The following is an 18,347-nucleotide window of genomic DNA, read 5'->3' on the forward strand; positions in this document are numbered from 1 at the left end:
ACATACGAAAAACAAAAATAAGCACCTTTCGCTATATAACGAAAGGCGCTTATTTTTTAATTAATTGATGTCATCTAAATACCAAGATCCATCTTTTTTCACTAAATCATACGTATACGTAAATGATTCACCTTGCTCACCTTGAACTGGTACACTTACTTTCACACTTAATGTTGAAGGTGTTTCACTTACACTTGTGAATGTTTTCATTGCCTCTGTATTATAAACATTCGTTACAGGATATAAGTAATACGGATTTAATATCCACTGTCTATTATACTTATAAGCTTTTTCAAATTGCTTCCCTGTAAATTTCGGCTCATAAAACTTTTTCATTTGTTTTTGTAAGTCTTCAAATTTTTCTTCTTCAGGCGATTTAACTGCCGCTTGCAAAATATTATTTGCGTGCTGCTCCGCATCTAATATTAATTGCTGCGCACTTTGTAAAGATAAACCTGATAGTGCTCGCTTATCTTCCTCACTTCCCGAAACTTGAGCACTAATCTTACCTGTCAATCCTTTATAAGCGACATTAATTTCAGTCGTATCTCCGATTTTCGCATCGTCCTTTACTGTCACTTCTCCAAGCTCATTTACGATAACGAAATCTTTCGAACTTTTGAAAGTAAGCAGGTTCGGTTGTGTTACTTTTTTATAGCGATACGGTTCAATTGGTAACCCTAATGTTTCGTATTGTTTCATTACTTCTACCGGCACAGGTATCGCTAAACGTACTTGCAATTGTTCTTTTTGCTTTTTCATTACAAATGTTTTTTCAGGATCTACTTGTAGCTTTGTTGGCTTCACAATATAAACTGGAACTTCTATTTCAGCCATTACTTTTTCGCCTTCTACTAACTCAAATAATAAATTTACTTTCTGCTCCTCTTTTGCGTTCGGTTTCACATGAATTGCAAAATTATCTGCATCTTTTCGTTTTGCTTCTACTACATCTGTATTTTTACTTGATACTCGTATTTCCTGATCCTTCAATAATTTCTCTACTTTCATCGTTAATTGATCTTCATCAAAGATTCTTTTTACTACTTTTAAATTTGTGTCTTCTCCCTCTTCCAGTAATAAATAATCTTGTGCTGATTGTAAATCATACTTTTCGCAATTACTTATTTTCTTGAACTCCCCATTTTTATCTATTAACGATTTCTTAATAGAAAAAATGTCGGCATAAATTATACTCGCCTCTAAACCGGCTTGAATATAATATCCAAGTGACCCTTTTGCACAAATACTTTCATACGTATCTAAATTACTAGAGTCAACGTCTTTTATTCCCTCCGACGCTCTTGCCAGTGCTTCTAATTTCAATCCAGCTTCAAAATTAGTCCCTATTAAAATTATATTAGCAAGTGTTAAACCGCCTTTAATTTCGACACCTGCTTTCCCATCAATTTTTGCTTCCCCTTTAAATTTAAGATTCGGGCCTGTTTGATCGTGTACAAATACTATTCCGCTGTTTTCAATTCCCCCTTCAAACGAATCTGTTTGCTTCACATCTACCTCTATGCCGATTGATAAATCTGCTTTTACTACAAGCGAAGCTTCCAACATTACACTGATAGCTGGAGCAGCAGGCAGTGGTACGCGAACCATAAACAAAGATTTTTTAAATGGTTTCAGTGAGAGACCTTTTTTATCAATAATTTCTTTCCATTCTTCAAATGTTAAAGTTTCAGATTCTTTCTTCTTACAAGCTACTTTCCCTCCGACACAGTGCGAGTAATTAAAAGTGTATTTTACATTATTCTCAACTTCACCTTTAAGAATAAATTTTAATTCATCCAAACTAGTCGCATCTTTAAACAAAATATCAGCATCTACATTTTTAATTTTCATTTTACCTTTTAGTGCAAAGGCTAGATCCTCATTAATTCCTAACTCCTTACCTGTTACTTTAACATTCGTGTTCGTACTAAATTCTTTTTTATCAACATCATATTCAGCAAATGCACGTTGTAAGAAATCCTCTGGTCCCTGTAAAACATATTGATTTTTTTCTTCCTCTCCACTAATTTGCTGTTGAAAAGGATTAAAAGAAACCGGCTGCTTTTCATCCAGCGTTACACCTTCTGCTAAATAAACAATTTCTGCATTATCTCTTGTAACTGATACCTTTTCCTTCACATCTATTTTTTCAATTACTTCTTTAGCCTCTGGTTGCACTGCTTTTACAACCTTTTCCCCATCACTTCCATCCGTTATAGAGATGATTTTAATAACAACCCCAAGTGGATTGTTTGGAATTGGTGGTAAAATTAAAATGTTATCATTTTTCAACTCTTTTAATTTTGCTGCGTCATTTTTGAATGTGAAAGTATCTGTTTGCGTTTGTTCTATGTCGTTTTTATATTGTTCTTTCACTTCATATACGTTCTTTTTGTATACGATACTTGCTTTTTCACCGTCTCCTCCATTACCCGTACTGCCACCGGTATCTCCATCCCCAGTAGTTGGCTCATCTTTCTTGTAATCAATCACTTTACTAACGACTGCTGTCGACTCCGCTCTCGTTAACGTTTGTTTCGGTTTAAACGTCCCATCTGGATACCCTGAAATGATTTTTGCATTTACTAATGCAGCTATCAATTTAGGATTTTTCGTAAATTTACCTTTATCTCCAAATTTTATTTCTTCATTTACTTCCTTTAATTTCAATACTTTCGCGATAATGATCGCCATTTCTTCCCTCGGGATTTCTTGCTCTGGTTTGAAGTTATCTCCATATTCTTTCTTTTCAATAATTCCTTCTTTTATCGCTGTTTCGACGTACTGATTTGACCACTTACTTTTCGGTACATCTTTAAACGTCTCTTGATCTTTTATAATCTTATATCCTTGTTGTAGCACAATCATCGACAAAAATTGTTCTCGCGTTAAACGATCTTCTGGACCAAATAGCCCATCTCCCTTACCAGATACAATCTTCATCTCTTTTAATCTCTTTATATCTTTATACGCCCAGTAGGAAGGTGGTACATCATCAAATACATATCCATATTCGAGTAATTTAACGATGACTGCTGCCGACTCGGCTCTCGTTAATGTTTGTTTCGGTTTGAACGTTCCGTCCGGATATCCTGAAATGATTTTTGCATTTACTAATGCAGCTATCAATTTAGGATTTTTCGTAAATTCACTTTTATCTCCAAATTTTATTTCTTCATCTACTTCTTTTAACTTTAAAACCTTTGCGATTACAATCGCCATTTCTTCCCTTGAAATTTCCTGCTCTGGCTTAAAGTTATCTCCGTATTCTTTCTTCTCAATAATCTCTTCTTTTATTGCAGTTTCAATGTATTGGTTTGACCACTTACTTTTCGGCACATCTTTAAATGTCTCTTGATCTTTTACAATCTTATATCCTTGCTGTAACACGACCATCGACAAAAATTGTTCTCGCGTTAAGCGATCTTCTGGACCAAATAGCCCATCTCCCTTACCAGATACAATCTTCATCTCTTTTAATCTCTTTATATCTTTATACGCCCAGTAAGAAGGTGGTACATCTTTGAATACAAGCTCGTTTGTATTCTCAGCTGCACTATGAAACTGATTTGTTTTTTTATTTACCTCGTTAGCAGCGTACGCTATTGCACCATCAAATATCAATGTTATAAATAGTACAAACAGTATACTCAATTGAGCTACTTTTTTAAGCCAATTTTTCATCCCGTATTCCCCTTTTGCATTCAAAATGAAATAAAGATAACCGAATCGAATTATTCATCAATTGTAGAAAGAACAGTCTCTATGTTTATACCGTCTCCAACCTTTTTAATGAATGATTTTCCAATATTTAAATCTCCTGAAATTTTAGGTAGCAATAAATAATCAAGCCATACCGTTTCCCCTGATGGAATAGAATTAACAACTCGCTTCAACTCTGTTCCTGGTGTATAAACAAAGTTTTTCTTTTCTGCTTCATTTAACTCTACTTGTAAATCATAAATTACGTTTGGCGATTTATTTTCAATCCCTACCCTAACTACATACGGAAGACCTCTATATGCTTTTTTATCTACTTTAATATGCATCTTCACTCCGTCTTCCCCGTACACTTCAATTGGCTTAGCTGTTTTAAACCCGGCAGAAAGTGGCTCATCAAACGGATATAGTGTAGATGAGAAGTTAGCATTCAAATGATACTCGCCCTTTTTATCTCCACGAATATACCACTCAGCTTTCTTAACTTCATTTCCACCTATCGTTCCTAAATGGATTGTTTCACTTTGTTTTTCGGAAATCGGAGCTAAGCTTAATCCTCCTGGTAAATTTAGTGATACATTTGTATTCGTTAATTCAAATGGTTCGTCTGCAAAACTTTGAATCATCACTTCCACTTTAAAGAACTCTTTCAGCCAACTTACTTTCCCTGGAACTACCATATATCCAACTGCAGGAGGAGCTTCTTTTTCTTGGAAACGTTCATTTTGAATAACAACTGGGTACACATTAACCTCACTTGCACCACTACCAATCGACACGTTTAAATCACCTTGTATAACTTTACCTACATTATTAATAATGTAATCAACTTTTTTATCCTCATTATCTATTTTCAAATGCAGTTCAAACTTATACACGTGGCGATTATCTGGATGATTGACATCAATACCAGCCTTCTCTATTTCTTCTTTCGACATTTGAGTTACGTTCATCTTTCCATCAAATAACTGCGAAGGTTCTAATATGACTTTCTGCTTCGTCCGCTCATCATTCTTTACAACTACGTCTACAGCAACTGGTTTATATCCTTTCTTATAAACGTATACTTTATAAGCACCTTCTTGTGGTTTTAACGACAGAGTACCATTGCTACCTGTTATTAACTTTTGTGTTTTCTTTTTTGAATCTTCTAAAACGACGCTAACATTATCCATTCCGCGTCCATTTCCATCTTGTACTTCTAGTAATAAACCAGTCTCTTTTTCTGTTACTTCAACAGGAATGTTCAAACTTTGTTTATCTTTCGTTATCGTAACAGTTGCTGTTCCTTTTTTATCTTGAGCTACCAACTTCCCAGAAGCATCTACTGCTACTACAGACGGATTAGAAGATTCAAAATTCGCACTTTTCGTAACATCTTTCAACGAACCATCTTCATATAAACCTGTTACTTTTAATTCATATGCTTCTTTCGTTTTTAATGCTATTTTCTCCGTACCAACTTGTAATGCAACGAGTGGATTCTCTACTTTTACTTTCACTTCCTTTTTTATATCTCTTACAGATACTGTAATAATAGATTCTCCTTCTTTTTGCGCTGTTATAAATCCATACTTATCAACTTTTACGTTGTCGTTATTGCTAGAAAATGTTGCTTCGTCATTAATATATGAACGATATTCTTCCTCATACGTTCCCATAACTTGTAATCTTCTTTTTTCATTAACCAACAACGTCATACTCGATGTACCTAATTCAATACTTTTCAATCCATTTTCAATATATACTGGTACACGTATTTCCTGGTCTTTGTAATTAACAACAACAGTTGCCTGCCCTTGTTTAAGCCCTCTAATTTCACCATTATGACTGTACATTCTAGCTATACTTCCATCGTTTATCCAAAAGTTCGCTTGATCTGTGACATCTTTTTCACCATCAATATATTTTGCTTTTACAACAATCTTGTCTTTAGCACCTTCCTTTAAATTAATTTGATTTTTGTTAAGCTCGATCTCCTTAAATTGCTTTTCTACTACGACTGTCTCTTCTACTGTAATACCTTTATAAGTTGCTTTAATTGTTGTTTCCCCAGCTTTTTTCCCAATTAAATACAATGATTCTCGATTTAATTCTGCAATTTCTGTATCGGCAATTGCTAACTCAGATTCTTTCGTAACATACTCAGTGTATCCATCATCATACATCGCTACAACGTAAACAGGACGCTGTTCTCCTTCGATTAATACCTGATAATAATTTGGATAAACATTAATTCCAGTCAATTTACGGTCCGATTTTTTTACTGTTACATTTACATTTTTTTTAATTCCACCATACTCCACTGTAAGGACCACATTTCCTTCTTTTACTGCTTGAAATTTTCCCGCATAGTGTACACGCACAACGCTTTCATCTGAACTTGTTAACTGTACACCATTCATATCCATATCCTCTATTAATTCACCATCATAAATTACCCGTCCAGAAATATAGGCTATTTCTTTATCTACCAATTCGAAATTATCTTTATCTAATTCAATATCTTTTAACGTTTTTCCAACTTCTATCAACGCCCCACGTCTTTCTTCACCATATTTTATGGTCAAACTTGTCATTCCAGATTTTTGTGCAATTATTTTATTTTTCGAATTCAGTTTAGCAACTCCATTATCTCTAATTTCTGCTTCTACATTTTCAGTAATGTCTACTTCTTTTCCATCTCTATACATAGCCTTCACTTTAAATATTTGCTGTTCTCCAACTTTCAACTGCATTCGCTGAGGCTCAATGATGATTTCTCTTAAAAATATACTAATTGAGTTCTTTAAAGTAATTTCCCCATTTTTTTCTACATATAAAGAAAGCTGCAAATCACGATCTTGTTTACTTACTTCTACTTGTATAGTTTTCTCAGATTCACCTTTTTCAAACAATACCTTTCCTTGTGCTTTCACTTCTGTTCCACTAGCATCTTTCTTAGGAAGAGCTAATTTCCACTCTACACTATCATCTTTATTTTTATTTCCTTCTCTTACAATATGAACATTGACTTTCGCCTTTTCGTTATCTATATCCTCTATATTCCATCTACTAATATAAACAACATCATACTCTACAGGGGAGGGTATATCTTCAAATACAAAAGGTTTAACAAACACATTCGAATCTACACCATTATCTTTTCCATCGGCTATTACTAGCTTCATTTTATTCCAATCATTTGCTTTTACATTCGAACTGGCATCTAATACTTTAGTCATTCCATCCATTTCCGTATTTTTAGAATTATTTGTATTCGAAATATAGTAATCCCAATTAGTCCGCTTGTTAATGGTTGAAGTTGTCACCGGTCTCCAGATCCAATTGTCTATAACCGCTATATTTTTCTCATTAATAAACATCCCTACCGCATCACTATAATCCGAAAATTCCTCATACTCCTCTGAAGCAAGCGCATACTGCACATTCATTTTTTCTTTCGTTGGCTTAAACTCAAATTCTAAAACACTTGCATCAAATGTTTTTGTCCCATTCCACAATAATCGTTCTACATCACTATCACCTGGCTGATTATTAATCTGTGTATAACTTCTATACTTATTAGGTCCAATAATGCCCTTCGCATTACCTGTACTTAATATAACGCCATCTTCAACTCCAAAAATATTTTGCTTCGCTTGCACTGTGCCGGCTGCTTGATTTGCACCTTTATATTTTACATTTCGAATTTCCACTCCATCACCAACGAGCTTTTTCGCTAGCTGTTCTGCTTTCACATTATCATCTAATGTGGATACTGATATGTCTGGATTATTACTCTTACCAGCCTCTTGCACGCTTTTGATTTCAAATTTTCTGTCTTCTTTAGTGGTTTCTTCCCCATTTGCCTTTACGTAAAATCCTGGTAACTGTAAACATAAAATAGCAACTATACAAATTGTTAACACGCTTTTAAACTGCTTATATTTTCCTCCCAACTAATTATCCCCTTTCTTTTCTTCAAATACATACGTTTCCGCTATTAACTCCTTTCTTTTCATTTTATTGGAAACTCATAACTATATTAATCTATTCCTATTATCAAATTCAATAGCGTTTACCACCATTTGTTCATTTATTCAGAAAATACTTTTCGACACAAAATAAACCAAATCAATGTAAGATTTGGTTTATCAATGTTTATACCCTATATCGTATTTTTTAATCTATCTCCATCAACCGTTTCGCCTCAAAATACAACACTTGAATAAACTTTTTCGTGTTTATCCGCGTATGACCCGAAACTGCGAATTCTTCCTTTGTCATCTCTGTCATCCGTTTTCTAACTATCGTAAAATCAAAGAATTTCGGGGCATAGCTTTCAAATTTCGGATTTGAAAAATCTGTTAATCCTAAAGAAGCCAAATGATTTAGCGACTGATAAATCGCTCTGCGCACTCTTTGTTCAGATGCTTTTTTCTCTTTATCAATATCCGTATGTAAAGCTCCATCTCCTAATTTTTTTATCGTAATATAGTGGAAAATATCTTTTAACGCAGGAAATCCAAATTCAAATGTTTGCGCCTTTTCTTGCCCATATAAATATTCCAGCATACTAAGTAAATCCTTACTTCCATTTTCTCCTGCGATACCGAGTTCTGATAGTAAGAAACGTCCTGAATCTGCTATCTTTTTTGCTTCTTGCACCGGTTCATTGCGCATTTGCGGCTGCTCCCACTGAAACACGTTATTCAATGATTTTTGAATATCATGTATGGAACGCTCTAAGCGAATTCGTTCCATTACTTTTCGTACGACAGATTCAACTTCAATTTTGTTTAGTGGTTTCGTAATATAATATTCCACACCAAGTGTATACGCCTCACCAATGAGCTGTTTCGATTCAACTTGGGAAATCATAATAATTTTCCCATTGAATGAAGGCGCTATATGGCGAACTGTTTCAATGCCGTCTCTCATTGGCATGAGCAAATCAATAAATAAAATATCCACTTTTTTATAATTTAACTGTTCCGCTTCAATAAACGCTCCATCTTCCGATTCTCCAATTACTTCCCCAAGATCGCCATCCTCAATAATTTGCGAAAGCATCGAACGGAAAACTTCATCATCATCTACAATATAATAAAACAACCCTATTCCCCTTCCCGCTTTAAACTGCACTCCGGTAAACAAACGATAAACTTACACCCTTTTCCAGTTTCATTGTCTTCTAATCTTACTTCTCCACCAAGCTCTGTTACCATTTCGCGTATGTAAGAAAGTCCGATTCCTGTGGATGGTGTTCCCGTTTGATCATACTTTGAAGTAAATCCAGGCTTAAACACTAATTTTTTATACTTTTGTGCAATACCAGGACCATCGTCAATTACCTCAAAGATTACATGCTGATCTCGTTTATATAAATTAATACTAATGAGACCTCTATCTTCAATTGCTTCAACTGCATTGGCAACTAAATTATTGAAAATTGATAACACTGTATACACATGATATGCAGCGTGCTCACCTTCTATATGTTTAGAAAAATGTATATCTTTTTCTAACATTTCAGCATACTTCTCATTTATTCTCACAATCATTTCTGCAAGTTCATGTCCTTCTACATACTCAGCTACATTTTTATCTAATAATAGTTTAGACAATCCTGCAAAAATTCTTTGATTATCTTTTTTTATTTCATGTACTTCTCCCGCTATTTTCAATGCTGTTTTACCATTCGAATCATCGATTACTTTCAAGTTCCGATATAATTGATATGCTTCTTGTGTAATTAACTCCGCATTTTGTAACGTTTTCTTCAAATGAACAGATTCTACATATAAATTAGACAGGTGCATTAGCATATTTTCATTTTCTTTTCGCACTTGTGATTCTTTTAATTTCGTTTCATATAAGTTCATCATATTTAAAAAACCGAGTGCAAAGAAACTACGAAAAATAGCAATAATAATTAACTTATTTACTTCAGAAACCGTTATTGTTGTACCGAGCACTACCATATGATAAATCGCAAGCTCTGACATACTCGCGATAATTTCAATTGTAATTCCAAGGCACCCAATAACGATTGGCTTCTGATGAAACTTATTCACTCTACAAAGCGAAAAAAGACTTCCATAAATAAAATAATAGAAGAACACAGGATAGCGCAAATAAAATGATTCTGTCATATGAAATGAACCTTGCAACACCCAATCAAGACATACACGGAATAAGACTACACATATACCAACAAGAATACCTGCAGCAGCAGCTGGCACTCTTCTTAAAAATAGTAATAAAAAGAAGAATAGCGGCGTCCCAAAGCTAACACGAAACGTATCGTTAAAAGGATGAAAATTCAGCTCTCCAGCAATCGGAACAACGACCATTAATATAATTAAAAGAGACATATCATTCTTCCATAATTGATTCCAATTCAAAAGTGCCACTTCCTATGCATTTTTTCAATCGTACAAATAAAGCCCGCTTATAATAATAAACGGGCTTTATTTCTATATTCTAACCTTTTCTACCGCTTTTATTTGGCGATACTCTGGCATCCACATTGCTTCTTTCACTGCAATCTTGATATCGTTATCACTTAATTTCTCTCTAGCAACACCTTCCGCAACTGCAACTTTCGCTACTTCAATTGCAACCATTTCGGAGATATTACGTAACTCTTCAACTTCTGGCAAGATAGGTGCTCCTGGCTGACTTGTATCTACCATGCTTGCAACTGCTTCAGCAGCTGCTGCGAACATTCCGTCCGTCATGACGCTTGCACGCACAACAATTGTTCCAAGACCAAGTCCTGGGAAAATAAGTGCGTTATTTGATTGCCCGATAACGTACGTTACACCATTATACGTAACTGGTTCAAATGGACTTCCTGTTGCAACTAATGCTCTTCCCTCTGTCCATTCAATTAAATCTGCTGGTTTTGCTTCAGCAAGTGGCGTCGGATTCGACATTGGTAAAATGATTGGTCTTTCTACGTGAGAAGCCATTTCTTTAATAATTTCTTCTTTAAATGCGCCCGCAACAGTAGATGTACCAATTAAAATTGTCGGTTGTACATGTTTCACAACTTCAGCAAGTCCGATTACATCATTTTCTTTCCACTCACTTACTTCTGCTTCTTTTCTTGCATATGGAATTTGGAAATCAAGAAGATCTTCCATGTTATCTGTAACTAATCCGTTTCGGTCAATACACCAGAAACGATTATGTGATTCTTCTTCTGATAAGCCGGCGCGGACCATTGCATCTCTTACTTGATCTGCGATACCGATTCCAGCTGTACCAGCACCAAACACAACAACGCGGTGTTCACTCAGTGGTACACCAGAAGCTTTTACTGCTGATAATACAGCAGCAAGTGAAACTGCACCTGTACCTTGAATATCATCATTAAACGTACATACGTCATGACGGTATTTATCTAAAATTTTTCGTGCATTGCGAGAACTGAAATCTTCCCAATGTAAAAGGGCTTTCGGGAATTGTTTATTTACCGCTTGTACAAATGTATCAATAAATTCATCGTAAGCTTCACCCGTTATACGTGGATGACGATTTCCAATATAAAATGGATTGTTTAATAGTTCCTCACGGTTTGTACCTACATCTAAAATTACCGGTAATACACGACTAGGATCGATTCCAACTGCCGCCGTATATACAGCTAATTTTCCGATTGCGATGTTAATGCCACCAACACCCCAATCACCAATTCCTAATATGCCTTCTCCATCTGTTACAACGACTAAATCAATGTTTTCAGCTGTTGCACCGATATTATTGAATGCTTCTTCAATACCTGAAGGGTCGTTAACTGATAAATAAACGCCGCGTGGTTTACGGTATTCATGACTGTATCTTTGAATTGCTACACCAACAGTAGGTGTATATACGATCGGTAACATTTCACGTAAATGATCTGTTAATATACGATAAAATAATACTTCATTTCGATCATGTAACGCCGTTAAATATACATTCTTTAATAAATCATCCGGCTGGGAACAAAATTGTTCGTATGCTCGGCGCGCTTGTTCTTCTAACGTTAAAACCGCTGGCGGTAATAACCCTTTTAAACCTAATTCTTCTCTCTCTTCTTGCGTGAAAGCTACCCCTTTATTTAAAAGTGGTGTTGATAATACTTCTACTCCTCTTAATGTCGTTTCTAATGAACCATTAGAAGCTACTGTAAACTTGCTCATAACATCCCTACCTCTATTCATATATAGCATTTCTATATTGTAAACAAAAAAGAGGGGCTTGTCCCCCCTCTTCTTTTAATTTTTCTTTAAAAGAGTTGCTCCAGCAATCCCTGGATGTGTCATTTCGAATGGATCTAGAATTAACTCTAAGTCTTCTTGTGACAACACACCATTTTTCACACAAAGTTCTCGAACGGATTGGCCTGTTGCAATTGCTTCTTTCGCAACACGAGCTGCTGCTTCATAACCGATATGAGGGTTCACGGCTGTAATAATTCCTACACTCTTCTCAACATACTCTTTTAAGCGGTCTTCATTCGCTTCAATTCCTTTTAAGCAATTATCTGTAAAGGCACGGAAACCGTTATTCATAATGCTAATCGATTGCAGTAAGTTGAAAACAAGTACTGGTTCCATAACGTTTAATTCTAATTGACCTGCTTCTGAAGCAAGACAAATCGTATGATCGTTACCGATTACTTGGAACGCGATTTGGTTAATCACTTCCGGCATAACAGGGTTTACTTTCCCTGGCATAATAGATGAACCTGGTTGACGAGCTGGTAACATAATTTCCGCTAAACCAACACGTGGACCTGATGCCATTAGACGAAGGTCATTCGCAATTTTAGACATGTTCATCATACATACTTTAAGTGCTGCTGATACTTCAGTATAAGCATCCGTATTTTGCGTCGCATCTACTAAATCTTCTGCACCAACAAGTGGTAATTCACTAATTGTAGCTAAATGTTTTACAACTGCTTCAATATATTCTGGATCTGCATTTAATCCTGTACCAACTGCAGTCGCTCCCATATTTACTTCATATAAATGTTGACGTGATTGCTTAATACGTTTCATATCACGTTCAAGTACGCGAGAATACGCTTTAAATTCTTGTCCAAGACGAATTGGCACAGCGTCTTGTAAATGTGTACGACCCATTTTAATAACATGGTCGAACTGCTCTGCTTTTAATTCAAATACATCATGCATATAGCCCATCGTTTGTAATAAGCCTTCTAATGCATTTAATGTTGCGATATGAATCGCAGTTGGGAATGCATCGTTTGTTGATTGTGCCATATTTACATGGCTATTTGGACTAATATAATGATAGTCTCCCTTTTCCATTCCTAATAATTCAAGAGCACGATTGGCAATGACTTCATTTGCGTTCATGTTCATTGAAGTACCTGCACCGCCTTGAATTGGATCGACGATGAAATGATCATGCCATTTTCCATCAAGAATTTCTTGAGCAGCTTCTGCGATCGCGCTACCCTTATTCAATTCCAATCTTCCCACATCTGTGTTAGCAAGTGCTGCAGCTTTTTTTACGATTGCGAAAGCTTTAATTAAGCCTTCATGAATTTTGTACCCTGTAATTGGGAAATTCTCCACTGCACGCATTGTTTGTACACCGTAGTATGCATAATTAGGCACTTCTTTTTCACCTAAAAAATCTTTTTCAATACGTACTCCATTTTTCACTTCAGTTAATGTTGCCATGATTTTTCACTCCTTAACGATTTCTTATGCTGCTTTTGTTTCTTTGACTGTTTCTACATATTGTTTTGCTTTCTCATGATCGAATTCGCCTTCCCACTTCGACATAACAATGGCAGCTAATGCATTTCCTAATACATTGACAGATGAGCGAATCATATCTAAAATGCGGTCAATTCCCGCAATTAACGCGATACCTTCTAACGGTAAGCCCATTGAGCCTAACGTTGCTAATACAACAACGAATGATGCACCTGGAACTCCCGCCATACCTTTGGATGTTAACATGAGAACGAATAATAACGTTATTTGCTCCGTTAGTGACATGTGTATACCGTACATTTGCGCAACAAACAATGCCGCTAACGCTTGATAAATAGCCGATCCAGTCAAGTTAAATGTATAACCTGTCGGAATTACGAAAGAGGCAACTGCCTTTGGACAACCGAACTCTTCCATTTTTCTCATTATATTAGGTAAAACAGCTTCTGAACTTGCTGTCGTAAATGAAAGAATAAGTTCTTCTTTTAAAATTTTCATTAATGTAAAAATGTTTACTCCAACCATTCGTGCATTAATACCTAATACAATCACAACGAATAGTATAACAGTTACGTATACAGCTAGCACTAGTTTTCCTAACGGAAGTAGTGTTGCTACTCCAAATTTTGCAACTGTAACGGCAATTAATGCGAATACACCAAATGGTGCGAACTTCATAACTTGGTTTGTAACCCAAAACATTGCTTCGAGCACACCTTCAAAGAAGTTAAAGACAGGCTTTCCTTTGTCTCCAATTGCCGCAACACCTAAACCGAATAAAACTGAGAAGAATATAATCGGTAATAAGTCTCCTTGTGCAATAGATTCAAATACGTTTTTCGGTACAATATGAACAATTGTGTCAGCAAAACCTTTCTTCTCTGTTGCATCTGCTGTTTGTTTATAAGAAGAAATATCACTTTGCTGTAAATTACTCATATCAACGCCAGTACCTGGTTGGAATATATTCGCTGCAAGTAATCCCATTAAAATAGCAATCGTCGTAATAATTTCGAAATAAAGAATTGTTTTTCCGCCTAGTTTCCCAAGCTTCTTCATATCACCTACACCAGCTACCGCAACAATTAATGCTGAAATAACAATCGGTACTACAATCATTTTAATTAAGTGAATAAATATATCCCCAACTGGTGTGATATAAGAAATCGCCGTTTTATTTCCATAAAAGATTGCCCCTACCACAATCCCTAAAACAAGCGCGACAAAAATTTGTGTTGCCAATCCGAATTTTTTCATTTATGTTCATCCCCTTTATGCGAACGCTTTCATTTCGTATTTATAAAAGCTACTCACACATCATATAAGCGAACCTACAAAATCATACAAAAACCTACAAGTTCGTCACAAAAAATTCGAATTTTTTTCTTATAATATTCATTGACACATATTCTGTAAAAAGAAATAAAATATACTTGATAAAACATCAGATTATTTCGTATAATCTAAAAGATATACGTATTCAAACTAACAAGGATGAAAAGGGGTGGATATTATGAAAAATCATGCGAAGAAGTTCATTATATCTATTTCTTTTCTATTTCATTTTCATAAAAAGGAACAAGGGCATTCGCCTTTGTTCCTTTTTTATTGCGATCTATATAGGGGGAATTGTTATGAAGCCATATAAACGAGTCTTAATTAAATTAAGCGGCGGCGCACTTGCTGATCAATCTGGAAATAGCTTTAACTCGAAACGATTAGAACATATCGCAAACGAAATTTTATCCATCGTTGATTTAGGCATCGAAGTCTCCATCGTAATTGGTGGTGGTAACATATTCAGAGGTCATTTAGCTGAAGAATGGGGCATTGATCGCGTAGAAGCTGATAATATAGGCACGTTAGGAACGATAATTAACAGCTTAATGCTTCGCGGCGTTCTAACTAGTAAAACTGATAAAGAAGTACGCGTTATGACTTCCATCCCTTTTAATGCGGTAGCTGAGCCATATATTCGCTTGCGTGCAGTCCACCATTTAGATAACGGTTATATCATCATTTTTGGAGGCGGTAACGGGCAGCCATTCGTTACGACAGATTACCCAAGTGTACAAAGGGCCATTGAAATGAATAGTGACGCCATATTAGTCGCAAAACAGGGAGTAGATGGTGTCTTTACAAGTGATCCAAAACATAATAAATTAGCAAAAATGTACAAAAAACTAAACTATAACGATATAGTTAGGCAAAATATACAAGTAATGGATCAAGCCGCTTTACTGCTTGCCCGAGACTACAATTTACCAGCACACGTCTTTAACTTTGATGAGCCTGGAGTAATGAAAAGAATTTGTTTAGGTGAGCATGTGGGGACGTTGATTAATGATGATGCTTCATTGCTTGTGCATGAAAAATAGTTATTTCTCATGAAAAGGGTGTCTATAAAAGACACCCTTTTCATTAACCTTTATAAATAAAAATCAGCCAATCCCCCCACCTTCTCCTTACAACGCTCCCAAAATGATAACTTCTCAAAAAATTCTTTCGTCATTTCTTTTGAATCATGAAAATCTTGCGCTAATGCCTCGTTCACTTCTGATACGATAGTTCCACCATGAATATACAAATTCATCTCATCATTTATATAGAAGCTACGAGCTGTAAAATTTGTAGTACCGATAACGGTTAATTCATTATCAATTAACATTAACTTCCCATGAAACATCCCTTTTTTATAACCATATACTTTAATTCCATTATTAACAGCTTGACGAATATAAGGATATGCTGCCTCTTTAATAAGAGGAATATCTGGTTTATATGACCACAGTATTTTTACAGTAACTCCACGTTTTTGTGCCGCTATTAAAGCGTTCATTAACTCTTTATTTTTCGCTATAAAATACGGCGTCGTAATGACAATCGAATGCCTCGCTTCGTTTATTAACTCCACATATTTTTCAGCGACGTAATGCCCATTGTAACTGGCCATCGTATGTAACGTGTTCCCTTTACTAGCTTTATTCGTACTTCTCTTTATATTTTCTTTCGTATCTCGTTTCCAATCTAAAGCAAACTGCTCTTCTAAATCTTTTGCTCCTTCTCCTTTAAGCCGCACATGATAGTCACGCCAATATCCAAATCGCTTATCTTTTCCTAAGTACTCATCTCCTATATTAAAACCACCTGTATATCCAATCTCCCCATCAATCGTCGTAATACGGCGATGATTACGGTGATGAAGAGAATAAAATCCAAATGGTAATTCCGGTTTTCTACTATATGTAAAATGTACACCACTTTCCCGCAATTCATTTATCATCTTTCTTTCAAATGATAAATCATTAATGCGATCAACTGATAAATAGACGCTTACTCCTTCTTTTGCCTTCTCTTTTAATAAGTTTAAAAAAGTATGGCTACTTTTATCATCCGATAAAATAAAAAAGTATGTGTAAATAGATTGCTTCGCTTCTCTTATATCAGTAAATAACTGTTTGTAAAATGACTTCCCTTTTACATATAATTGAAAGTCACTATAATGAGGTGCATACTCTGTCGGCATATTTTTCCCAGCTTCCATTTTCCTGCCGAGGGTAACATCGATATGCATCCCAATTACAATAAAAACGAAAATAGCAATAATAATAGAAGTAACTCGCAATATTTTTTTTATCATTTTAATTTCCTTCCGCCCGTTTTCTTTCCACCTTTCTATTTTGTCATTCAAATTTAAATTTCATGCTTCATACAAAAAAGGATGTGACTTAACGTCACACCCTTTTCACATTAAACAAAATTTCTCGCATCATTATTTCTTCCAAACTTATAAATCGCAATTAAGAAGAATGCAATTGCGAAAGCAAATAAAATTAAAATGTTTAAATACAACTCCGAGAATGGTATTCCCTGCTGTAGTTTTGATATCGTATCTAACAACCAGCGCTGTGGAAGAAAATTAGCTACTTTTTGTACTGCACTTGGCATAATGTCATATGGGAAATAACATCCAGCGAGCAAGCATGTTGGTACTATCACTAAATTTTGCATTGCGTTTGAAGCAGCTGAACTTTTTGAAAAAGACACAATGACTAATGATAAACCAATTGCAATTAAAGCAAATATCATAAGCACACCAATCATTACTATAAAAGGCATATTGATATTTGTGTGAAAAACATTCGTCATAAATAATACTGCAATGACAATTTGCAATGTTAATATCATCATATTTACTGCGACATTAGATAATATAAATTTTCTTCCATCAATTGGTGTTGATAATAATCTAAAATACGTTCTGTTCTCTTTTTCTTTTAAAATAAATCCTGATAAGTTCACTGCTGAAAATAACATAAACATAATAAGATAACCCATCGTTTGATTTGTCATATCTTTATTTTTTGAAGTATCTTCAAGTGTCTCAGACTTTACTTTAAATGAACTTTTTTGATAACCAGCGTACATACTATTAAACGTACTTTGATCCATTCCTGCCACTTTACTAATCGCAGCAATATTATCAATATAGTTATATAAATATGATTTTATAAATGCTGTTACTTGATCGCCTTTAATTGATGCAATCTCAATATGATCTGGTTTCCCCTCTCGAACACTTTTGGAAAAACCAGATTCTAATGTAATAACTCCATCAAGTTTTTTGGAAGTGAGTTTATCTTCTACTTCAGACTCCCTAACCTTACTCACATTCACATGATTTAATCCTTCTAAAAACTTTATCGTATCGTTTGCTATCGGCTCATTTTCTTTATTTACAATCCCGATATTTAACGTTCCTTGCCCTGCATTTCCGTATATCGAAAAAGAGATGAGCGTTCCGATTATCGGCAAACTAATAATAATGAATAACCCTTTTTTATTTTTCAAAAGCACAGATAACGTTTTTTGTATGAGCCATAAAATATCTTTCAT

Annotated in this window: 10 protein-coding genes; 1 reads left to right on the forward strand and 9 read right to left on the reverse strand. The window is 35.1% G+C overall.

Annotated elements, in window-relative coordinates:
- Nucleotides 1–60 precede the first annotated feature (60 nt).
- From DN410_RS23380 to DN410_RS23410, 7 genes are all read right to left on the reverse strand, one after another.
- On the reverse strand, nt 61–3,687 hold the full coding sequence (locus DN410_RS23380) for an S-layer homology domain-containing protein (protein WP_149178247.1): 3,627 nt from the start codon (nt 3,685–3,687) through the stop codon (nt 61–63).
- A gap of 50 nt (nt 3,688–3,737) precedes the next feature.
- Entirely contained in the window at nt 3,738–7,664 is a 3,927-nt protein-coding gene (locus DN410_RS23385) for a choice-of-anchor L domain-containing protein (protein WP_149178248.1), read from the reverse strand.
- A 223-nt stretch (nt 7,665–7,887) separates the two neighbouring features.
- Nucleotides 7,888–8,820, reverse strand: a complete 933-nt coding sequence (locus DN410_RS23390; RefSeq protein WP_071712375.1) for a response regulator — start codon at nt 8,818–8,820, stop codon at nt 7,888–7,890.
- A 2-nt stretch (nt 8,821–8,822) separates the two neighbouring features.
- Complete coding sequence (locus DN410_RS23395; protein ID WP_179958640.1) at nt 8,823–10,121, reverse strand: sensor histidine kinase; 1,299 nt, start codon at nt 10,119–10,121, stop codon at nt 8,823–8,825.
- 63 nt (nt 10,122–10,184) lie between these two features.
- Nucleotides 10,185–11,897 carry an oxaloacetate-decarboxylating malate dehydrogenase gene (malS, locus tag DN410_RS23400; RefSeq protein ID WP_149178250.1) on the reverse strand — a complete coding sequence of 571 codons (1,713 nt, stop codon included), beginning with the start codon at nt 11,895–11,897 and terminating at the stop codon, nt 10,185–10,187.
- A gap of 75 nt (nt 11,898–11,972) precedes the next feature.
- The gene (gene aspA / locus DN410_RS23405; protein WP_149178251.1) at nt 11,973–13,412 is read right to left on the reverse strand and encodes an aspartate ammonia-lyase; all 1,440 of its coding nucleotides are present in this window, start codon (nt 13,410–13,412) and stop codon (nt 11,973–11,975) included.
- Between the two features lie 24 nt (nt 13,413–13,436).
- The gene (locus tag DN410_RS23410) at nt 13,437–14,708 is read right to left on the reverse strand and encodes a cation:dicarboxylate symporter family transporter (protein WP_149178252.1); all 1,272 of its coding nucleotides are present in this window, start codon (nt 14,706–14,708) and stop codon (nt 13,437–13,439) included.
- A gap of 377 nt (nt 14,709–15,085) precedes the next feature.
- On the opposite strand from DN410_RS23410, the gene pyrH reads away from it, so the two are divergent.
- Nucleotides 15,086–15,829 (forward strand): UMP kinase, encoded by a 744-nt coding sequence (gene pyrH, locus DN410_RS23415; protein WP_149178253.1) that lies wholly within the window; start codon nt 15,086–15,088, stop codon nt 15,827–15,829.
- Between the two features lie 50 nt (nt 15,830–15,879).
- On the opposite strand, the gene cls is transcribed toward pyrH, so the two are convergent.
- Complete coding sequence (gene cls / locus DN410_RS23420; protein ID WP_149178254.1) at nt 15,880–17,091, reverse strand: cardiolipin synthase; 1,212 nt, start codon at nt 17,089–17,091, stop codon at nt 15,880–15,882.
- Nucleotides 17,092–17,201: 110 nt separating this feature from the next.
- Complete coding sequence (locus DN410_RS23425) at nt 17,202–18,347, reverse strand: ABC transporter permease (RefSeq protein ID WP_149178255.1); 1,146 nt, start codon at nt 18,345–18,347, stop codon at nt 17,202–17,204.

It is taken from the genome of Bacillus sp. SH5-2, assembly GCF_008368905.1.
GTDB classification, from domain to species: Bacteria; Bacillota; Bacilli; order Bacillales; family Bacillaceae_G; genus Bacillus_A; species Bacillus_A luti.